Here is a 17659-nt window from a genome sequence, read left to right on the forward strand (position 1 = left end):
CTTACTCTCCCGGCGCGTTGCGCGGCCCCAGCGGGGTGGTGAAATTGGTCCAGATGTCTCGCGCTTCGCGATCGACGGCAGGGTGGGGACGCCCGCCGACGGCTCGGCGCAGGCCCGCAACGGCACGGCCCAGATGCCACGCCAGATTCGCCTTGAGCAGCCCCAAACGGCCATGCGCCTGATAGAAAAAACGGGTTCGAGAGCTGTAGTAGTAGGCCGGCAGGCGCTTGTGCGCCTTGGCATCCGCCTTGACCGGGCCGGAACCGCCGCGAAAATGCACCGCCACCGCGTCGAGAGCCAGCGCAACACCCCATCCCGCGCGATGCGCGCGCAGGCAGTATTCGGCATCCTCAAAATAGAGGAAGTACCCTTCGTCCATGGGGCCCAGCTCTTTCACCATCTCGCCGCGCAGCATGATGCAGGCAAAAGAGGCCCATTCCACACGCTGTGGATCAACGGGCGGAGGCAGCGCCACCACATGGCGCCGGAACGCGCGGGTGATCGGGCCGGTGCCCGCAGCACGGACAAGCTCGCTCCACGGGTTGTGGAATCGGAACTGGCTCACCTGAATATCGCCTGCGTCGGTTTCGATCTGCGGCGCGATGAGCCCCGCCCTGGGGTGCGCCTCGGCGGCGGTCAGGATGTTCTGCAAGAAGCCGGGCCGCAGCACCGCATCGGAGTTGAGCAGCAGATAGAACTCGGCTTCTATGGCGGCGATGCCCTGGTTATGCCCCCCTGAAAAACCTGTGTTATCGGGGGAGCTGACCAATTCCACCGGGGTCCCTGCGGGTTGCTCCGCGATCCAGTCGGCGATCGCTTCACAGGATCCGTCCTGAGATGCGTTATCTACCACCACAACACGTGCATCGAGGGTGCCGATGTCAGCCAACACGGAGCGGACGCAGTCCAGCGTGAGGTCAAGGGTACGGTAATTGATGATCGAAATAACAATCTTGCAGGTCATGCCAACTCTTTACGACTTAGACTGGTGGTCCCCGGTATAGCGGGTGTAGCGCGCTTGTATAGCGCGCTGGCCATTGGCGCGGCGCGGCGGAGGTCGGGTGCCAAAGTCCCTGGCATACCGCGGTTCGGTGTCCCGGGTTCGATCATCGGGCGGTGGATCCCCCCCCTTTTCATCGCCTTTGTCGGTGCTCTTGTACTCCAGCCGGCCCCATAGCGCGCCTGCAATCAGCCAAGTAATCGGGGTCTGACCAGAGTTGGGAATAAGGTCGATCATGTTACCCGCCAGAATGATCGACAGGATCGCCGTATCGCGGCTGATCTGCATTCGACCCCGCTGCAGGAACAAAAACAGCATGGGAACCGTCATCAGCCCGAATTCTCCAAGATACCGGGACCAGCCACCCACACCGATGATGATGACCCAGTAGCCGTCGGGGATGACGATGTCGTGGCCTTTCTCATTGCGCACTCTGGACCGGCCAAACCCGCCCCAGCCAAAAATCGGCCTTTTGGCGGCCCGTTCCAGCAGCAGGTCCTCGTTTTCCAGACGGGTAGTGAAAGAGGCCGCCCGCTGCGCGTCGATGCTGTTTGCAAAGGAGGTGATGCGGTCAACCGGCACATAGCCACCGCCGCGCAGCATCGGATAGGTCAGCACCGTCATGGCGATCACCGCCGCTGCCAGGATCAGCATCCGGGTGCTGAGAAAGAACACCATCGGGATGATCAGCAACGCGATGATCAGCGCACCGAGAGACTTGCTCAGCACCACCGTTACGAAGAGCCAGCCGATCGCCAGCAACATGGGTCCGGTCTTCCAACCCATGCGAAACAGCCCCACCGCGGCGATCAATGCCATGGCAAAGAACAGCGAGACCCGCAGCCCATGCTCCATAAACACCATTGGGCGGAACCCGCCGCCACGCACGTGCTGTCGCCATGAATGCGGCGTAAAGCCATAGACGGAGCGGTTCAGCCCGGGCGACATGCGGATTTCATACAAGGCCAAGAGCGCGTACCCGCAGGCCGCAACGCAAAAGACGATCAGGATGAGGCGATGTGTTTCGGGACTGGCAAAGAATTTGCGCCCGAGCAGGACCGGCAGGATGGTGAGCGCATAGCTGATCGCAACGGAGACACCATCATAGAGCCTAAGCCCTTGCTTGACATCAAGTGGCGTGACGATCCGGTCACCGTTGGTCACGGCGGTACCCACCGCCCCGAGCAGCAGCATCGCAATCAGCGCGCGCGCGAGCATGCTCTTTGGCAAGAGACCCGGCTGATGCGGGACGGAGTCGCGCAGGGAAGCGACCAGCATCGTTGCGGCCATCACCGTCAGGACAGGAACGACGTGTTTGTCCATCGGCGGCACCATCGGAAAGTCGATGGCGAATCTAACCGGCAGGAACATGTAACCCGTGAATATCACGATCAAAATTGCCAGCGGCAATCGCAACTTGCTCAGGATTACCGCGCTGATAACCGGCCATAAATAGAGGGCTAACAGTGGGGGCATCGGAAAGAACCGGTCCGTCAATGATCCGTTTGACAGGGCATATACCTTACTAAGGTTACTTTTAGAACAACTGCTCCCACAAAGATGCATCACTTCTGCATGACACCGGCGGGAATGCTCCTGCCAGGGTGCTTTGCCTCATGCGCGCGCTCGTCTCCGATTATCTTAACCAATTTTTTCCAGACTCGGCCCGCTCAGGTCAGCAGGGTCCTTAGCCCCCTAACGAAAACAAATAGTCACGAGGAGAGTTCAGAGATGACGGACGCCTTTGCGCAGTACCAGGTCGGCCTTGAAAGCCCGGCTACCCGGATATGGGAGGTCACGCCCAACGACAGAGATGACATGGACGAAGCCAGCCGGGCGATAAATGTGGCCACGAGCGGGACCGTCCGGATTACAACTGTCGATGGGACCACGGCCACCATCTACGTGGCCGCGGGAAGCGCCTTTCCCGTCCGCGCTGCGCGCATCTGGAACAGCGGAACGACGGCGACCGACATCACGGCGCTGGCGTGACAACCGCTCGCCAGTCACCACGACACGCGGAAAACCCGGAGAGGCCTTCATGATCTCAATTTCAGTCGGTTTTGTGGCTGGCACTACAAGTGAACCCGGTCTCGTCGTGACGGGCCTCCGCAACGGTCAGGCCGTTGTTGGCAACATACTCGGCGCACGCCTCTCGGACGGGACAGTGTTTGATACCCATGCCTGGGGCAGCTCTCCGGGTGGGTCGCAGTATGGCACCCGTCCGGAACTGGAGGTGCCGTCAGCCGCGGCAGGCACCACTCTCTATCTCTCCGTTGGTCAGGGCGATGATGTCTTCGCGTCGTCTGTTGCGGTGGTGACCGATCTGGCCCCGACAACCGTGATTACCCCTGACCCCGGCGAAATCAGCGTAGAGAGCCTCGCACCTCTGCCCACCGTGCCGAACCTGTCACCTCAGCCGACCTTTAACACCATCATCGTGGAGATTGCCTAATGCCTCGTACCGTTTGGACCAAGCTACAGTCCGATCCCAATGGAAACTGGGAACTGCACGAAGGGGAAGCGCCCTTCAGCATAAGCGTGACCGGGGGGCTGACATATGACGTTCGCACCGACGGTGGACGCACCTTTGTCATCACGCCTCTCGTGGAGAACCCTGACCCGACGACCATTATCACCCCGGACCCCGATGAAATCAGCGTCGAGGCCCTGGCACCTCTGCCCAATCGTCCGGAACTCTTTGCCACACCGTCCGTGAACACCATTATCGTGGAGATCGCTTAATGCCCCGTACCATCTGGACCAAACTGCAATCCGATCCCAATGGGACCTGGACCCAGCACCAGGGCGAAGTGCCCTTCAGCATTCCCGCCACAGGTGGGCTTGCCTATGATGTCGCCGCAGACACGGGCGAGAACTTCGTCATCACACCCACGGTAGAGGTGTCCGCGCCTGTGATCACCGGTGTGCCTGTGCTGACGGGTATCGCCCAAGTGGGCCAAACGCTCGGCGTGACTGCGTCTCCCTCAACCGGGACCGCGCCCATCACAACGACATGGCAATGGTTGCGCGACGGCGTGGAAGTCGCGGGGGCAACCACCGACATGTTCGCTCTTGGCGCGTCCGACGAAGGTGCAGCCGTCTCGGTGCGCCAGACGGACACTAATGCAGAGGGCAGTGATACAGCCACCTCCGCCGCGCAGGTCGTGACATCAGCCAGTGGCAGCGCAGCCGTCATCACCGGGCTTCTCGCCTCCGAGCAGTCCCCTGCCGGTACGGTGGAACTGGCTTACTCCATTGATCAGAACAGCACCGTGGCCGGTGTGCTGACGCGCGCTGCGACCAGCCCTTCTGCCGCGCAGATCCTGGCGGGGCAGGATCATCTGGGAGCACCGGTCGCCAGCAGTTTTTCCGACATCTGGACGACATCGGGGACAGAGACACTGCCCAACATTACGGCCGGTTTGGCACCCGAGACCTATTACCTGCATGTCTTGCCAGCCGGTGGCGGCGACGCCAATGTCGCCTCTTCCAACGGGTTTCTTCTGGAGACAACGGCCCCTCAGGTAACAACGGCACAAACGTCCGGTTCGGGTTTCGAGATTGAATTGGTCTTCTCCGAAGACCTGATCGGGACGACTGACGTGGTCGACTGGACGCTGACGGCGGACGGGACCACTCTGGCCATCGCAACCACCAGTGTCACCGGATCCGCCGTGACGCTGGCGCTCACGGATGTTGCCACGACCGGTCAAACCCTGTTGCTGTCCTATACCGGAAACGGGCTGGCGGATGCGGTAGCGAACCCGGTCGCGGCCTTCACCGCGCTCCCTGTTACAAACGCCATCACCGGCAATTTCGTCGAAAACAGCGTAACCGTGCCATCAGGCAGCTATCTGACCTCGGCCGAACCGCTGCCAGGCACGTCAAGATCACTGCTGTTCTTCTCGTCCCTGACGCAGGATGCGGGGCTTGACGCACGAACAGCGCTTGCCACCTGGAATGGCACCAACGGCGGCATTCACTCCAACTACAGCTCCGGTGATGGTGCCAGCGGCGTGCGGGTGCGGCTTCAGGATGGTGTCGCGAGCATCAGCCAGAACGTCGAAACGATCACGCTGGGAACACGGTATCACCTGCTTGTCTCCGGTTGGATTGACGCCAGTAACGTGATGAATGTCACAAGCTGGGTGCTGGATGCAGCAACTGGAAACTGGGCGGAGGTCATCAACACCACGGACACCTCTGCGCCAGGCACGAGCCTGCAGCTTGGTCCCGATCCTTTGCGGCTTTTCACCCGCTCGGACAAAACCAACCATGCGTTCGCCGGGACGGTCAACCGTGTCGCGCTTTGGTCAAGCACAGGATCGACACCGATCGCGGATATCGCTGATCCGGCCGTTCGTGAGTTGTTCGCTGGCTCCACCGGTATGACCGATCCGGCATTCTCACGCAGTGCTCTCGGTCAGCCACTCGTGGATTTCGACGGCAATGCGGCGGCCTACAACGCGGGATCCCACGACGGATCACTGGCGTCTTTTATCCCTTCGGGCAGTTTCAGCTGATCTTTGACAGCTCTGCAAAAAAAAACAGGCCCCGAAAGGAGGCCTGTTTTTATTTAACTACGGAGAAGTCCTGAAAGATCAAGCTTTCTTGCGGCGACGCAGCGCCAGAGCGCCGAGGCCTGTGAGCATCAGCAGTGCGCCGGCTGGCAGTGGCACAGCCGAGATGCGGATCACGAGGTCGTCGTGGTTGTCGCCAAACACGTCACCATCATCGTAGAACAGCCACAGTTTGTTGCCGCTGGTTGCATCTTCGTTACCGGGCCCGAAGGAGGCAAAGAAGTTCTGGCCAACGATTGGGTTGGTCCCGTTGCTGACGCCACCTTTAGGTGTCAGGCCCGGGCCGTTCACGCTGGTGAAGTCAAAGTTCAGTGCGCCAGCACCCAGGAGGCTCGTGACAAACGAGTCCAGTGGTGTGTTGACATCAGCCGCGACGTTGAGACCTGGATCACCATTCACTTTGCCGACTGTGTTGCCGTCGAGCGAGAATGTGTTCTCAAAACCAGCTTCCCAGCCGAAGAGTTCAACACGAACCTTGCCACCGCCGGAGAAGTTGACCTGTGCGCCTTGATAGCCGCCCAGTTCAAAGATGCCGCCGCCTGTGTCTGTGCCAAGACCGAGACCTTGCAGAACGTTGTTCAGCGGCGTTTCAGTCTGAGCACCTTCGAGGCCGCCAGGAATTGTTGTCAAAATTGCGTCATCTGCTGTACCGCCCACGCCGTCCAGACCGTTCAGATCCAGCGAGAAGCTTGCAGCAGACGCCATTGTGCCCATCGAGAACACCGCAGCAGCCGCAGTCGCTAAAATATGTTTCATAATATCTTACCCATCATTACACCATTCCTCGAACTCGCGAAACGGCTCAAATTTACCCGGGACGATCATCGTTGATCCGGGACTACAGACCCTGATTTAGCACTATCTCCATAGCTTGTGAATTACCTTCGTCAAAATTAGTTAAGATCTTAACGAGCAAAATAGCATTTTTTTGCGATTTCCGCCCATCGTTACCCGTCTAAGTTGACAATCCTCTGAGTCTGCAACTCAAAACCCCCAAACGCGGATTTATTGACCAATATCAGGCCCCAGACCGCGAATCACTCCGGTGGCTGCCTACCCATCGTCTCGTTCTGCAAGACGGCTCAGGAAGCGGCCATAGTGGGTCTTGGCAAAGACCCGCGCATGCTCGACAAGCTGCTGGCGGTCAATCCAGCCCCTCCGATAGGCAATCTCTTCCGGTGCGGAAATCTGCAACCCCTGCCGGTCCTGCAGCGTACGCACGAAATTCCCGGCATCCAGCAAACTGGCGTGGGTGCCGGTATCCAGCCACGCATACCCGCGACCCATTTTCTCAACCGTCAGGGTCCCTTGGCCGAGGTAACTTCCCAGAAGCGATGTGATTTCCAGCTCGCCCCGGGCGGAGGGCTGTACCGCCCGCGCCCGCTCAGGCGCGCTCCCGTCCAGAAAGTAAAGCCCTGTCACCGCATAATCCGACGCCGGTTTCTCGGGTTTCTCGATGATGTCTACGGCCTGGGTGCCCGTCTCGTCAAAGCTGACCACACCGTAGCGTTCGGGGTCGGTCACCTGATAGCCGAAAACCGTCCCACCTGACGTCACGCTATTGGCCCGCGCGAGGATTTCGGGCAGCCCATGGCCGAAAAAGATGTTGTCGCCCAGCACCATCGCAGAGGGCGCGCCGTCCAGAAAATCCTCGGCCAGAATATAGGCTTGCGCCAAACCATCGGGCGACGGTTGTACAATCCAGGTCAGCTCAAGACCCCATTGGCTGCCATCACCCATCAACCGCTGGAACTGCGCCTGATCCTGAGGTGTGGTGATCACTGCGATTTCACGGATATCCGCCAGCATCAGCACCGACAGCGGATAATAGATCATGGGCTTGTCATAGAGCGGCAACAGCTGCTTGGAGACGGCCATGGTGATCGGGTAGAGCCGCGTGCCGGAGCCACCCGCCAGAATGATGCCTTTGCGCGCCGCGCCGTTCTGAGCGGTCATATCAACCCTTTCAAGATGTCACGGGTAGCGGCCCGCCAGTCCGGGCGCCCGATGCCGAACTGCGCATCCAATCCCGCGCACTCAAGGCGGGAGTTCAGCGGCCGGGCCGCCGGTGTCGGATACTCGGCGGTGGGAATGTCCTCGACTGTCACCTCCTGCCCCGCCGCGGCAAAGATCTCGCGCGCGAAACCGGCCCACGACACATCCGGTGCACCGCTGTAATGGTAGGTGCCGGTCTTGCCCGGATCCTCCGACAAACTCTCGATCATGGTCAGGCAAGCCTCTGCGATCCCCGCTGCGGGGGTCGGCCCGCCGATCTGATCGGCAACAACATTCAACCTGTCGCGAGTTTGCGCCAGCCGTAGCATGGTCTTGAGAAAGTTGTTACCATGCGCGGAAAACACCCAGGATGTGCGCAGGATCGCGTGCGTGCCGCCGGCCTGCCGCACGGCCTCTTCGCCCGCAAGTTTCGAACGGCCATAGGCGCCGAGTGGTCCGGTCGCATCTTCCGTGGAAAAAGGCCGTGTGCCGGATCCGTCAAATACATAGTCGGTTGAGATCTGAACCAAGGGGATATCCAGATCGGCACAGGCCTGCGCCATCGCGCCGGGGGCGTCACCGTTGATCACAGTGGCCAGCGCCTCTTCTTCCTCGGCCCGGTCCACGGCAGTGTAGGCGGCGGCATTGATCACCGCCGCTGGACGATGTTCCCGGAGTGCGGCCGCACAGGCCTCGGGATCCGACAGATCCGCCGCAGCGTGCGTCAGAAAAACCGCGTCTGGGCGGCGCAGCGCCAATTCCGTGGCCACCTGGCCTGTGCGCCCGAATACCAAAAGCCCCCTCATCTTCGCAGGCCATCCTGCACGACAGGGGCTATGTCCAGCAGGTTCTCGACCCATTTATCCCATGTCAGACGGTGCGTGTAGTGCTCCCGGCTGGTCTGGGACAGCTTTTGGTAGTGGTCGGCATCCCCCACCATGGACATGATGAGCTCGGCAATCTCTTCGGGGCCATCCTCAAGATCGAACAGATGTCCGTTCTGGCCCGGGTCCATCACGCTGGCAATGCCCCCCACATCGGTCACCACCACGGGGCAGCCATAGACATTTGCCTCCGCCACCACCATTGCGGAGCAATCCGCGCGGGTGGGGTGCAGCAGCATATGTGCCTGTGTGAGTTCGCGTTCGAAGATATCGCGCCCCTTTCGCGTGTTCTTGTCAACGAACCCGAGGCTTCTGACATGAGGGTGATTGAGCTTTTCCGCTTCTGTATTGCCCATGACTGTCAACGTTGCGTTAACCCCACGACTGCGCAGCTGATCCAGCACGGACACGGCCAGTGTGCCGCCCTTGCGCACCCAATCACTGCCGATGAACAGCAGGTTGAGCGCCTCCAGCGGCGGTTTTGAGGGCGTCTCGGCAGGAATGTCATCCAGATTGAGACCAAAGGGGAAAGCATGTACCTGCTCGGGACGCAGGTCCGGGAACTCCTCCAGCGCGCGCCGGGCCATGTAGTCAGAGGAGTAGACCGCCTTGGCCGCTGCCGCGAGACAGGCGGACTCCATCTCATCCGCCGCCGGTGCAATGTCGCGCCCGTAGACCTGTCTGAGGAAATTCGGCGTAGCATCGGTCACATGAAACACCGGGGCGCGCATCCGCCCGGCATGTTCCGCGACAAAACGGGACGATACAACGCTGAGGATCAGATCGAGGTTTTCGGGCTCCACGACAGCGGCAAGATCAAGAGGCCCCGGCTTTGCGAGCTTCTTTTGAACGCGACCCGCAAAGCCGGGCAGATAGCGCGGATGGTCTCCCATCACGGTGGCCTCAATCCGTGGGTGTGCCTGCAGAGCACGCAGCATATAGTGAGGAACACCGCTGAAATTCATCCGGTTATGCGGATTGTGAATTGATAGAAACCCAATCCGCAAAGGCCTCATGACCCGACCCCCAACCGCTGGCCGACGCCTGCGCGGTTTTGCAGCGCGCGCCACCAGGGCTCGTTATCCAGATACCAGCGCACGGTCAGGCGCAGCCCTTCCTCCACCGTCACCGAGGGTCGCCAACCCAGCTCCTCGCGGATGCGGGTGGGATCAATCGCGTAGCGTGCGTCATGACCGGGCCGGTCGCGCACAAAGGTGATCTGATCGGCGTAGGACCCGCCCCCGGCCCGTGGCCGCATCTCGTCCAGAATGCCACAGAGCATCTGCACCAGTTGCAGGTTGGAGCACTCGTTCTCACCGCCGATGTTGTACGACCGCCCGACCTGCCCCTTGGCGATCACCAGCAACAGAGCGTCGGCATGATCCTCCACATAGAGCCAGTCGCGCACGTTGGAGCCATCCCCGTAGATCGGCAACGGTTTGCCGCCAAGCGCGTTCAGGATCACCACGGGGATCAGCTTTTCGGGGAAGTGATAGGGTCCGTAATTGTTGGAACAATTGGTCAGGACCACCGGCAGGCCGTAGGTTTCGTGCCAGGCGCGTACCAGATGATCCGACGCCGCCTTGGAGGCGGAATAGGGTGAGCGCGGGTCATAAGGGGTCGTTTCCGTGAACTGCCCCTCCGGCCCCAGGCTGCCAAAGACTTCATCGGTGGAGATATGGTGAAAGCGAAACGCCTCAGGGGTGCCTTGTGCCGTCCAGTAGCTGCGCGCAGCCTCCAGCAGATTGTAGGTTCCCGCAATATTGGTGTCGATGAAATCGCCGGGCCCGTCGATGGACCTGTCCACGTGGGATTCCGCGGCCAGATGCATCACCGCATCGGGCGTATGATCGGCAAAGACCCTGTCCAGGGCGGCCCGGTCCCGGATATCAGCCTGTACAAAACTGTAGCCCGGCGCGCCTTTCACCTCTGCCACATTCTCAAGACACGCCGCATAGGTTAGCGCATCCAGGTTGACGACATCATGACCGCCAGCGATCGCCCGGCGCACCACTGCAGACCCGATGAACCCGGCCCCGCCTGTGACCAGAAGCTTCACGGCTGCTGCCATGTGAAGGGGCCGTCAAAATCGGCGAGCGCGGGGGCGGCGGCGTCCTTCTCTGACAAGACCGGATCCCCCTCCAACGGCCAATCGACACCGCAACTCGACCACAGAACGGCGCCATCGGCCTCGGGTGCATAGAAGTCCGAGCATTTGTAGATGATCTCTGTCTCGGGCTGCAGCGTCACGAAACCATGGGCAAAGCCCTCCGGCACGAGGATCTGTCGCCCGTTCTCAAAGCTCAATTCGGCACCCGCCCATTGCCCGAAAGTTGGCGAGCCGCGACGGATATCGACCACCACATCGAAGAGAGCGCCTCGCCCGCACCGTACCAGCTTGGCCTGCGCATGAGGGGGCGCCTGAAAATGCAGACCGCGCAACGTACCGGTACGCTCTGACATGGAGTGATTGTCCTGCACCCAGTCAATGTCAAAGCCTGCCGCGGCCATCGCCTGCCGGTTCCAGCTTTCACAGAAAAAACCACGCGCATCCCCGAACCGTTTGGGTGTCAGGATGGCGACACCGTCTAGCTTTGTCTTCTCTACAATCACTGGATACCAAACCTTGGCAAAATTATGGTCTTTCCTCTAGCAACGTCCCACATATTTGTCACGCCAAAGAAGCGGGGCCGCCCCCTTGCAAAACAAGGTCCGTTGACAATAGATGCGCCGATGTGGTTGCCTCAGCGGGTGGCATCGAGGCAAGGACTAAGTGCGTAAAACCATATATATAACAATCCCCAAGCAGCTCTCGAACGCCCGACCATGACAGTGAGATCTGATCTGCGGATGCCTGATTTTGTCGTGATCGGAGCGGCCAAATCCGGGACAACCAGCCTTTACAGGCTGCTTCAGCAACACCCCGATGTGTTTGTGCCCGACGCGAAAGAACCGGAGTTCTTTGCCAGGGACGAAAAATACGCGGCAGGTCTGGAAAGCTATGCTGAGAACTTCAAGGATGCCCGCCCGGATCAGATCACAGGCGAGTTTTCCACCATCTACACGCTTTCGCCCTTCTTTCCGGATGCAGCCGCGCGAATGGCCGAACATGCACCGCAGGCAAAACTGATCTACGTCATGCGCCAGCCGGTAAAACGGGCGTATTCGTTCTACGTACAGATCCTCAAAAACTATCAGAACGTGACGAATGACCTCTCCGTGCATCGCAGTTTCGAGGAGTTCATCGACCCTGAACGGCACGCCAATGCCGCACCCCGTGACATGGTGTTCTCCCAGGCGAACGCGCATCTGCCGGACACGCCAGAGCTTTGCCTGGCCGGTAGCGACTATCTGGCTCAGATCGATGCATGGTGCGCTCACTTTCCGCGCACTCAGATCCTGTTCCTGAAGTTCGAGGACTTCGTGACGGATCGCCCCGGCACATTGCGCCAGATCACCGATTTTCTTGGAATAGCACCGCTGTCATCCGAGGTTTTCGACAAGCAAGGCGTCACCCGAAACGTCGCGGCCAACCATTTCCGGCGGCGCGGTCACGAACGCGCCCTGCACCGGATGCGCAGCAAGCTGGGTGGCCTTTGGGCCCTGCGCCTGCTGTTGCCCGCAGGTTTGCGCGACAAGCTGCGCACCCGGGTGGCAGCACAGGCCAAAGACGACCAGCTCCACATTCCGCCTCAACCAGAAAAGGCGACCGAAGAGCAGCTCACCGCCAGGTTCCGCCCCCAAACAGCGAAGCTCGCCGCGCTGACCGGGCTCGACCTCAGCGATTGGTGGAACTGAAACGGTGCCGTAGAATCGGACGATCCACGCATCAGGAGGTTGCCCGTCGCGATCTTGGCGCAAAAACACCCCCCCAACTACGCCAGCCTCACCTCCACTCTGCGGTGCCGACCACCGAAACGACCAGAGGGGTAATAGGCTGCGGTGGTCCCGGACAAGACCGTAAAGCACCTCAACTGCACTGCAATCGGCGGCGCATCGGTCAAGGGCTTGGGGTCTACCTGCCGGAACAATGGCTTGGCCCTAACGGCAATCACCCCATTTCAAACAATGGCCTCCGTCGAGAATAGTGCTGATGCGGGTCTGCCCGGTCCGTCAGCATGCCGCGACACAATAAGCCGCTGCTCCATCCATGCTGACGGAGGAAATCGCGTCTCTCATACCGGATCCGGCGCGGTGATCTATTCCGCCTCCAACCAATCCCGGCAGTAGAAATGCAACACGAGGGATGCAGCCGGCAGGATCTTCCGCCTGTATCCCTCGTTATACGCGGTGGCTCAAACCGCTCCCGGGTCGTAGGCTCCTTTGGACGCCGTCCCCAAAGGACGAACCCGGCTTCGGACATCATCATAGGGGACTGTACCCGAGGCCGACTCGTAGGCGTTCGATCCCGGAGCTGGTTCAAAAGACGCGGTCACCTCCGCCGGCGTCGCCCAGGAGGTATCCGGGTTTTGTGCGGCAACCGTCGGGGTGGTCGCATCCCAGAAGTACTGCCCCGCATAAAGCGGAGTCCAACGTGGTGCATCGCTCAGTGGCTCTGCCCCCCGATCCGTCAGGGTAAAGTTCGGCGCATAGGTCAGCAGGTTCTCGATGGAGATGTTCTTCATCGGGAATGCGGGATCATTGGCGGATAAAACCAGTTCCTGGGTGTTCTGGCCGGAATCCAGCCTGAAATCGACGACGGAGACGAAAGAGATGTGAACCGGATTGTTCTCATTGTCGTTCTGGCCGGGGATCGGGCTGGCGTTCGAAAAACCAAAATGGGTCCGGACGCCCCCCTCGTTGACTTCGAAAGCGTTGCTGCTCGTCGCCACCACACCGTTGCGCACCGTGACGCCCCCCAAACCGATCGACATCGCGCTCGCCGGCTGCATGGAGGTAATGTGAAAGAACTTGTCCCACACCAGATCCTGAGGATGCCCGGTCGTCTCGCCTCCGCCGCGGGTCGTGGAATTGATCGAGATCGAGCCACCCTCGGTCAGGACTTCGGAGCCGTAGGTAATCTCCGGTCGATCGGTGGCGCCGTTGCCAAAGAGGCGGACGGTGTTCTGCGGAAAGCCGGTCCCGCCCCAGGAACAACACGAGAAGAACGCGCATTTCGAAAAACCACGTGCACCATCCGGGCGCGAAGACCGGTAAGGTCCATGATCGACAAAGAAGCCGACGGTCGCATTGTCGCTCCCGGGGTCCTTGCCGATGGACCGCCAGGACAGCGGGTTGGTGTACGTGTAGCAGCCCGCCAGGGCATGCTCGCCGACATCGCTGCCAAACCAGCCAAAGTTGTGATAATCCGTGCTATACACATCAGCGTAGGCTGCCTTGCCCGGCGGCAAGGGCAGTTTGGCGTTTTCGCGCCACCCGATGATGTCGCACTCCGCGATCGAGTTATAGCCCACCAGATCCATGTTGAATCCATGGGGCGGGAAATCGGTGACGGAGAACGGATCTGCAGGCTTGTAGGGACCAATGAGGTTGAGACCAAAGGTAGCAAAGGAGGCGGCACGGCTCGTCAGCGCCCGGTTCATCGTCGCGCGTGCCCCGGCAGACGGCCCCACCCCGGTCGCGTTATAGGGCATGAAGACGCACCGCTCTGTCAGATAATCCTGCAAGAACAGATCGGTGAAAACACCCGGGCCATGCAGGTCGTTGGTGTCCAGAAGGACCAGCCCCTCCCCACCCTGCGGCAGGGCGGCTTCCAGTTCCGCCAGTGTGGCGTAAACATTGGCGCCGGGGGCACCCGGTACGGGCGTCAGGGCTGCAGACGCTGCATAAATATCCGCATCCGCAAAATCGGAGACGGGCGGGATCACCGTGAGATCGAGGGATCCGGTGGCCGTATTACCCGCACCGTCGATGACCTCGCAGTGCACCGTGACAGAGCCTGTCGTCCGGGGCGCAAAGGCCCAGACCTGCGCGTACCCTTCGGCGCGGTTGTTGGCACCCTCGCCGAAACAGCTCTCAAAATAGTCCGGCAAGGCAGCATAGGCGCCCTGTTCGCCCGCGGCTGGCACAAAGAAACGAAACCGCAGATCGTGAGTGGGTCGCTCCGCTTCGAAGCCGAAGGGAAGCGCCGTCAGGATCACGGCCTCACCCTGCAGACAGGTGGTCTTGGAGGCGGTGATCTGGACATGCGGCGTGCCAGCCTCCGGCAGAACATCACGCGGCAATGACCATTCGCTGCGCAGCGTTTCGCGGTTGGCATCAATATGCGTGCAGTGGATCGAACTGCCCTGATTGCCGGGGTTACCGGCCACGATGGTCGCGGTTTCATCCTCAAAGCTGCCGGAAATATTCTCCAGCGTGAGGTAGTCGGAACCGGCGTTGATACCGGTGACCGTGCGGACAGTAGCGCTCGCACCGGTGGTGGGTTGGACCACCTGATCGCCCGCCGCAGGGGTGTAGGTTGGGTTGCTTGTAGAGGACCAGGAAATCTGGTTCAGGCGCTGCCAGACAGTGCGCAACTGCACACGCTGAGGCGTCGTTGGGCTGTCGGCGCGAAAGCGCCGCACATAGTTCAGGGCTGGCCCCCCCAGAACGCGCCGGATCGTTGTGGCGCCGTTCCTCTCTGACAAGGCCAACTCATAGTAGACGACTTTGTAGCCATCAAGCGGTTGGGGTGGCGCGCTTACATCGAGACGTAGAATATCACCGTTTGCGGATCCATCATCGGCAACGGACCAGTCGCTTGGTCCGGCGATGGCGGTCCCGGCATTCGGTGGCGGCATATGACCGCCCGCAAAAGGTTTGCAACGAAACGTAGCCATAAGAGATTTCCTTTTGCAGTCAGAGATTGGGCGGTGCGAACCGGCACTATCTGCTGCAAATGCCAATTCTCTCTTACACGACAGTGCGCACCCCGGGATGCCTGTTTTGTCAGGGTGAGGCTCTCGCAGGATATGGCGCGTTCGCGTGCAACACGGGCGGAGAGGCGCGGTCCAAAACTCACGGTATAGAAAGGCCAGTTACCGCCCGAGTGACCCGCCCATTCCGCTTCGACAGGTAAAAGTCGCGTCGCATGCCTGGGCCAAAGCTCTTACATTCGGCGCGGTACTCGGTTGTGCAGAGCGACACCCGCGCCACTCTGCCATCACTCTGGTTGCACGCCGTTAATATAGAGATCCGCAGACACCTTGAACCGCGTCGCCGCCCCCAGCCCTTTTGGGGAGACGACACGTCGGGGCCAACTGACGTCCTGATCAGCGAAGCCCAACATACCAAAGCCTGTCGAAGCGATGAGGCCAGACCGACAGGACAAAAGACGAGGCTGAACTCTCACCCAGAGAGCGACACGTCCCCAACCGCCACCAGCGCGCGCGCCTGACCGACGGTGAGGCAGCTGCGGGCCGGCTTGGGGTCGGGGCCAGCGATCCGCATGATCTCCAACTGATCGGCAATACTGCGCCCCGCCAGAAACATACGACCGGGCAAAAGGCTCTCCGTTTTCGCCCCCTCGGCCCGAATGACATGGTGCTGTGACAGGAGTACGTGATGGTAGGTGACCTGACGGCGGCCCCACATCACACGTACACTAGGCAGGTCGGTTATCCCCCGCGCGGGTACCAACAAACCTGCCAAAAGCAGTCGGTGCTGAGGCGACACCTGCAAAGATCTGGTCGGTGCACCGGGGCCGAGGCTGCCGGGTTTGAATTCTATCGGGTATTGGCCAGTGGCGCGCAGGTCATCGGCATTCAGATGTTGCATCCCGATCCATCGGACTGGCTGTGGCCCCGCATCCTCGGTCAGCACCTTATCGCCGATCCGCAGCGCCTCCACTGCAACAGGGCCGCGTGGCGTGTCGATGCGGCAACCGCTGGCGAAACAGGGGATTGACGCCGCTTCGCTGCGGTAGGTACCAGTCGGCTCGTGATACCTGTAGGAGACACCCGATGTCGGATCTTCGCTGACGGCACTGCCATCGACCGTGCCCACGTTGTTGGTACCGGGAAAGCCCGGCAGGTTTTGAATTGCCGGCGGATCCGATGACATGTTGAAGACGATGTAGTCGCCCGTGGCGGGGTTAACGAGCGCAATGGCCTCATCATGGGAGCCGACGTTACCTTCGCTCAGCAAGTTGGTGCTCACACCGCCCGAGCCGGACTCAACCCCCCCTTCGGAGGCTTCCTGCGCCCAAGGGGGTACGGGACCGCTGATTTCATTGATGATGTGCAGGGTTTGCCCAGTCTTCAAAACGGTGCCGGGTGGAAACGTGTGGTACAACCCGTCCTGAGCGGTATCGGGCGCGCCATATCCTGTCGAATCCGACCAGATCTGCCAGCCGGAGACATCCAGCGGCGCACCGCTGTCGTTGGTGATGGAGACAAACTCATCCTCTTGGGTGGCGGTGCCATCACCATCGGTATCAAGGGTTTGCTCAGAGCTGGATTGCGGGTTGTTATCTGCGTAGATCTGATCGAACCGGACGCCCTGCAGGTTGGCTGTCATACCACGCTCCTTCACCACCGCGTGGTCGTACCAGTATAAGCTTTAGGGAGTGCTAACGCCCGGCCGACTGGTCTATCCGGAGTTTCGGCTTTGCAAAGCCATGCCGGTCGGTTACAGACCGCGGCAGACATGCGCGTGCAGCCCGCTTTGGCTAGAATCACCTGACGTGGTCCGTTTCACCGGATCGGGTTTCACGCGTACAACGATATATGAGACCCCGAGAAAGGTGACGCACCCATGGCAAATTCGCCGCAAGCTAAAAAACGCGCTCGTCAGAACGAGACGCGGTTCCAGATCAACAAAGCGCGCCGGTCGCGCATTCGGACCTTCCTGCGCCGGGTAGAAGAGGCCATTGCCTCCGGCGACAAAGACGCCGCAACCGCAGCGCTGCGCGCCGCCCAACCCGAACTGATGCGGGGGGTCACCAAGGGGGTGTTTCATAAAAACACCGCTTCGCGAAAAATTTCGCGACTCTCCTCGCGGGTAAAGTCGTTGGGATAAACAACCCTGACGTGTTGCTAGAGACACACTTGGAGTGACGATGAAAAGCGCCGTTTATCGGCGCTTTTTTGCGTTTTTTGAGACTCTTTCTGCCTGTTCGGAGATTCTTTTTTGAAAATCCTGAGTCAAGAATGAAGATCAGTTGCCGTCTCGCGAGCGAACTTGCTACCTAGGTCCTGCGATTCATGTCGCCATGGGGGGACAGGCTCTGATTGCTCATCTCGGACCGCTGCGGA

16 protein-coding genes are annotated in these 17659 nt (G+C 60.4%); 6 read left to right on the top strand and 10 right to left on the bottom strand.

Annotated elements, in window-relative coordinates:
- Position 1: 1 nt before the first annotated feature.
- Together Q1A53_RS07340 and Q1A53_RS07345 are read right to left on the bottom strand one after the other, a co-directional pair.
- Positions 2–964: a glycosyltransferase family 2 protein gene (locus tag Q1A53_RS07340; RefSeq protein WP_299964575.1), complete on the bottom strand. Its 963-nt coding sequence runs from the start codon at positions 962–964 to the stop codon at positions 2–4.
- Between the two features lie 9 nt (positions 965–973).
- Positions 974–2389 carry a hypothetical protein gene (locus tag Q1A53_RS07345; protein WP_299964577.1) on the bottom strand — a complete coding sequence of 472 codons (1416 nt, stop codon included), beginning with the start codon at positions 2387–2389 and terminating at the stop codon, positions 974–976.
- Positions 2390–2731: 342 nt separating this feature from the next.
- Between Q1A53_RS07345 and Q1A53_RS07350 the strand changes: the two genes are divergently transcribed.
- From Q1A53_RS07350 to Q1A53_RS07365, 4 genes are read left to right on the top strand one after another with little or no spacing between them, the layout of a single operon-like run.
- Entirely contained in the window at positions 2732–2992 is a 261-nt protein-coding gene (locus Q1A53_RS07350) for a hypothetical protein (protein WP_299964580.1), read from the top strand.
- Positions 2993–3041: 49 nt separating this feature from the next.
- Complete coding sequence (locus Q1A53_RS07355; protein WP_299964581.1) at positions 3042–3455, top strand: hypothetical protein; 414 nt, start codon at positions 3042–3044, stop codon at positions 3453–3455.
- On the top strand, positions 3455–3745 hold the full coding sequence (locus Q1A53_RS07360) for a hypothetical protein (RefSeq protein WP_299964582.1): 291 nt from the start codon (positions 3455–3457) through the stop codon (positions 3743–3745). Before Q1A53_RS07355 ends, Q1A53_RS07360 begins: the two co-directional genes overlap by 1 nt.
- A complete protein-coding gene (locus tag Q1A53_RS07365; RefSeq protein ID WP_299964584.1) occupies positions 3745–5526 on the top strand; it encodes a hypothetical protein in 1782 nt (593 codons plus the stop codon). Before Q1A53_RS07360 ends, Q1A53_RS07365 begins: the two co-directional genes overlap by 1 nt.
- Positions 5527–5604: 78 nt before the next feature.
- Here the strand turns inward: Q1A53_RS07365 and Q1A53_RS07370 are convergent, their stop codons facing one another.
- The 6 genes from Q1A53_RS07370 to rfbC all read right to left on the bottom strand — a co-directional run bounded on the left by Q1A53_RS07370 (position 5605) and on the right by rfbC (position 11075).
- Positions 5605–6339 (bottom strand): VPLPA-CTERM sorting domain-containing protein, encoded by a 735-nt coding sequence (locus Q1A53_RS07370; protein ID WP_299964586.1) that lies wholly within the window; start codon positions 6337–6339, stop codon positions 5605–5607.
- 297 nt (positions 6340–6636) lie between these two features.
- Entirely contained in the window at positions 6637–7539 is a 903-nt protein-coding gene (gene rfbA / locus Q1A53_RS07375) for a glucose-1-phosphate thymidylyltransferase RfbA (RefSeq protein WP_299964588.1), read from the bottom strand.
- Positions 7536–8384, bottom strand: a complete 849-nt coding sequence (gene rfbD, locus Q1A53_RS07380; RefSeq protein WP_299964590.1) for a dTDP-4-dehydrorhamnose reductase — start codon at positions 8382–8384, stop codon at positions 7536–7538. Before rfbD ends, rfbA begins: the two co-directional genes overlap by 4 nt.
- A complete protein-coding gene (locus Q1A53_RS07385; RefSeq protein WP_299964592.1) occupies positions 8381–9427 on the bottom strand; it encodes a glycosyltransferase family 4 protein in 1047 nt (348 codons plus the stop codon). Before Q1A53_RS07385 ends, rfbD begins: the two co-directional genes overlap by 4 nt.
- 47 nt (positions 9428–9474) lie before the next feature.
- On the bottom strand, positions 9475–10521 hold the full coding sequence (gene rfbB, locus Q1A53_RS07390) for a dTDP-glucose 4,6-dehydratase (RefSeq protein ID WP_299965260.1): 1047 nt from the start codon (positions 10519–10521) through the stop codon (positions 9475–9477).
- A complete protein-coding gene (gene rfbC, locus Q1A53_RS07395; protein ID WP_299964594.1) occupies positions 10518–11075 on the bottom strand; it encodes a dTDP-4-dehydrorhamnose 3,5-epimerase in 558 nt (185 codons plus the stop codon). Before rfbC ends, rfbB begins: the two co-directional genes overlap by 4 nt.
- Before the next feature lie 213 nt (positions 11076–11288).
- Between rfbC and Q1A53_RS07400 the strand changes: the two genes are divergently transcribed.
- On the top strand, positions 11289–12260 hold the full coding sequence (locus Q1A53_RS07400; RefSeq protein WP_299964597.1) for a sulfotransferase domain-containing protein: 972 nt from the start codon (positions 11289–11291) through the stop codon (positions 12258–12260).
- Positions 12261–12757: 497 nt separating this feature from the next.
- Here the strand turns inward: Q1A53_RS07400 and Q1A53_RS07405 are convergent, their stop codons facing one another.
- Complete coding sequence (locus Q1A53_RS07405) at positions 12758–15244, bottom strand: hypothetical protein (RefSeq protein WP_299964599.1); 2487 nt, start codon at positions 15242–15244, stop codon at positions 12758–12760.
- 508 nt (positions 15245–15752) lie between these two features.
- On the bottom strand, positions 15753–16922 hold the full coding sequence (locus Q1A53_RS07410; RefSeq protein WP_299964601.1) for a Hint domain-containing protein: 1170 nt from the start codon (positions 16920–16922) through the stop codon (positions 15753–15755).
- Between the two features lie 237 nt (positions 16923–17159).
- On the opposite strand from Q1A53_RS07410, the gene rpsT reads away from it, so the two are divergent.
- On the top strand, positions 17160–17423 hold the full coding sequence (rpsT, locus tag Q1A53_RS07415; protein ID WP_299964604.1) for a 30S ribosomal protein S20: 264 nt from the start codon (positions 17160–17162) through the stop codon (positions 17421–17423).
- Positions 17424–17659 lie beyond the last annotated feature (236 nt).

The organism is uncultured Roseobacter sp., from assembly GCF_947496515.1.
Taxonomy (GTDB): domain Bacteria; phylum Pseudomonadota; class Alphaproteobacteria; order Rhodobacterales; family Rhodobacteraceae; genus Roseobacter.

Excerpts from the sequence above, each read along its gene's own strand:
- Q1A53_RS07360 (WP_299964582.1), top strand. The coding sequence starts at position 3,455 with ATGCCTCGTACCGTTTGGACCAAGCTACAGTCCGATCCCAATGGAAAC.
- Q1A53_RS07400 (WP_299964597.1), top strand. The coding sequence starts at position 11,289 with ATGACAGTGAGATCTGATCTGCGGATGCCTGATTTTGTCGTGATCGGA.
- Q1A53_RS07350 (WP_299964580.1), top strand. The coding sequence starts at position 2,732 with ATGACGGACGCCTTTGCGCAGTACCAGGTCGGCCTTGAAAGCCCGGCT.
- Q1A53_RS07370 (WP_299964586.1), bottom strand. The coding sequence starts at position 6,339 with ATGAAACATATTTTAGCGACTGCGGCTGCTGCGGTGTTCTCGATGGGC.
- rpsT (WP_299964604.1), top strand. The coding sequence starts at position 17,160 with ATGGCAAATTCGCCGCAAGCTAAAAAACGCGCTCGTCAGAACGAGACG.
- rfbD (WP_299964590.1), bottom strand. The coding sequence starts at position 8,384 with ATGAGGGGGCTTTTGGTATTCGGGCGCACAGGCCAGGTGGCCACGGAA.
- Q1A53_RS07410 (WP_299964601.1), bottom strand. The coding sequence starts at position 16,922 with ATGACAGCCAACCTGCAGGGCGTCCGGTTCGATCAGATCTACGCAGAT.
- Q1A53_RS07385 (WP_299964592.1), bottom strand. The coding sequence starts at position 9,427 with ATGAATTTCAGCGGTGTTCCTCACTATATGCTGCGTGCTCTGCAGGCA.
- Q1A53_RS07365 (WP_299964584.1), top strand. The coding sequence starts at position 3,745 with ATGCCCCGTACCATCTGGACCAAACTGCAATCCGATCCCAATGGGACC.
- Q1A53_RS07340 (WP_299964575.1), bottom strand. The coding sequence starts at position 964 with ATGACCTGCAAGATTGTTATTTCGATCATCAATTACCGTACCCTTGAC.
- rfbA (WP_299964588.1), bottom strand. The coding sequence starts at position 7,539 with ATGACCGCTCAGAACGGCGCGGCGCGCAAAGGCATCATTCTGGCGGGT.
- Q1A53_RS07355 (WP_299964581.1), top strand. The coding sequence starts at position 3,042 with ATGATCTCAATTTCAGTCGGTTTTGTGGCTGGCACTACAAGTGAACCC.
- Q1A53_RS07405 (WP_299964599.1), bottom strand. The coding sequence starts at position 15,244 with ATGGCTACGTTTCGTTGCAAACCTTTTGCGGGCGGTCATATGCCGCCA.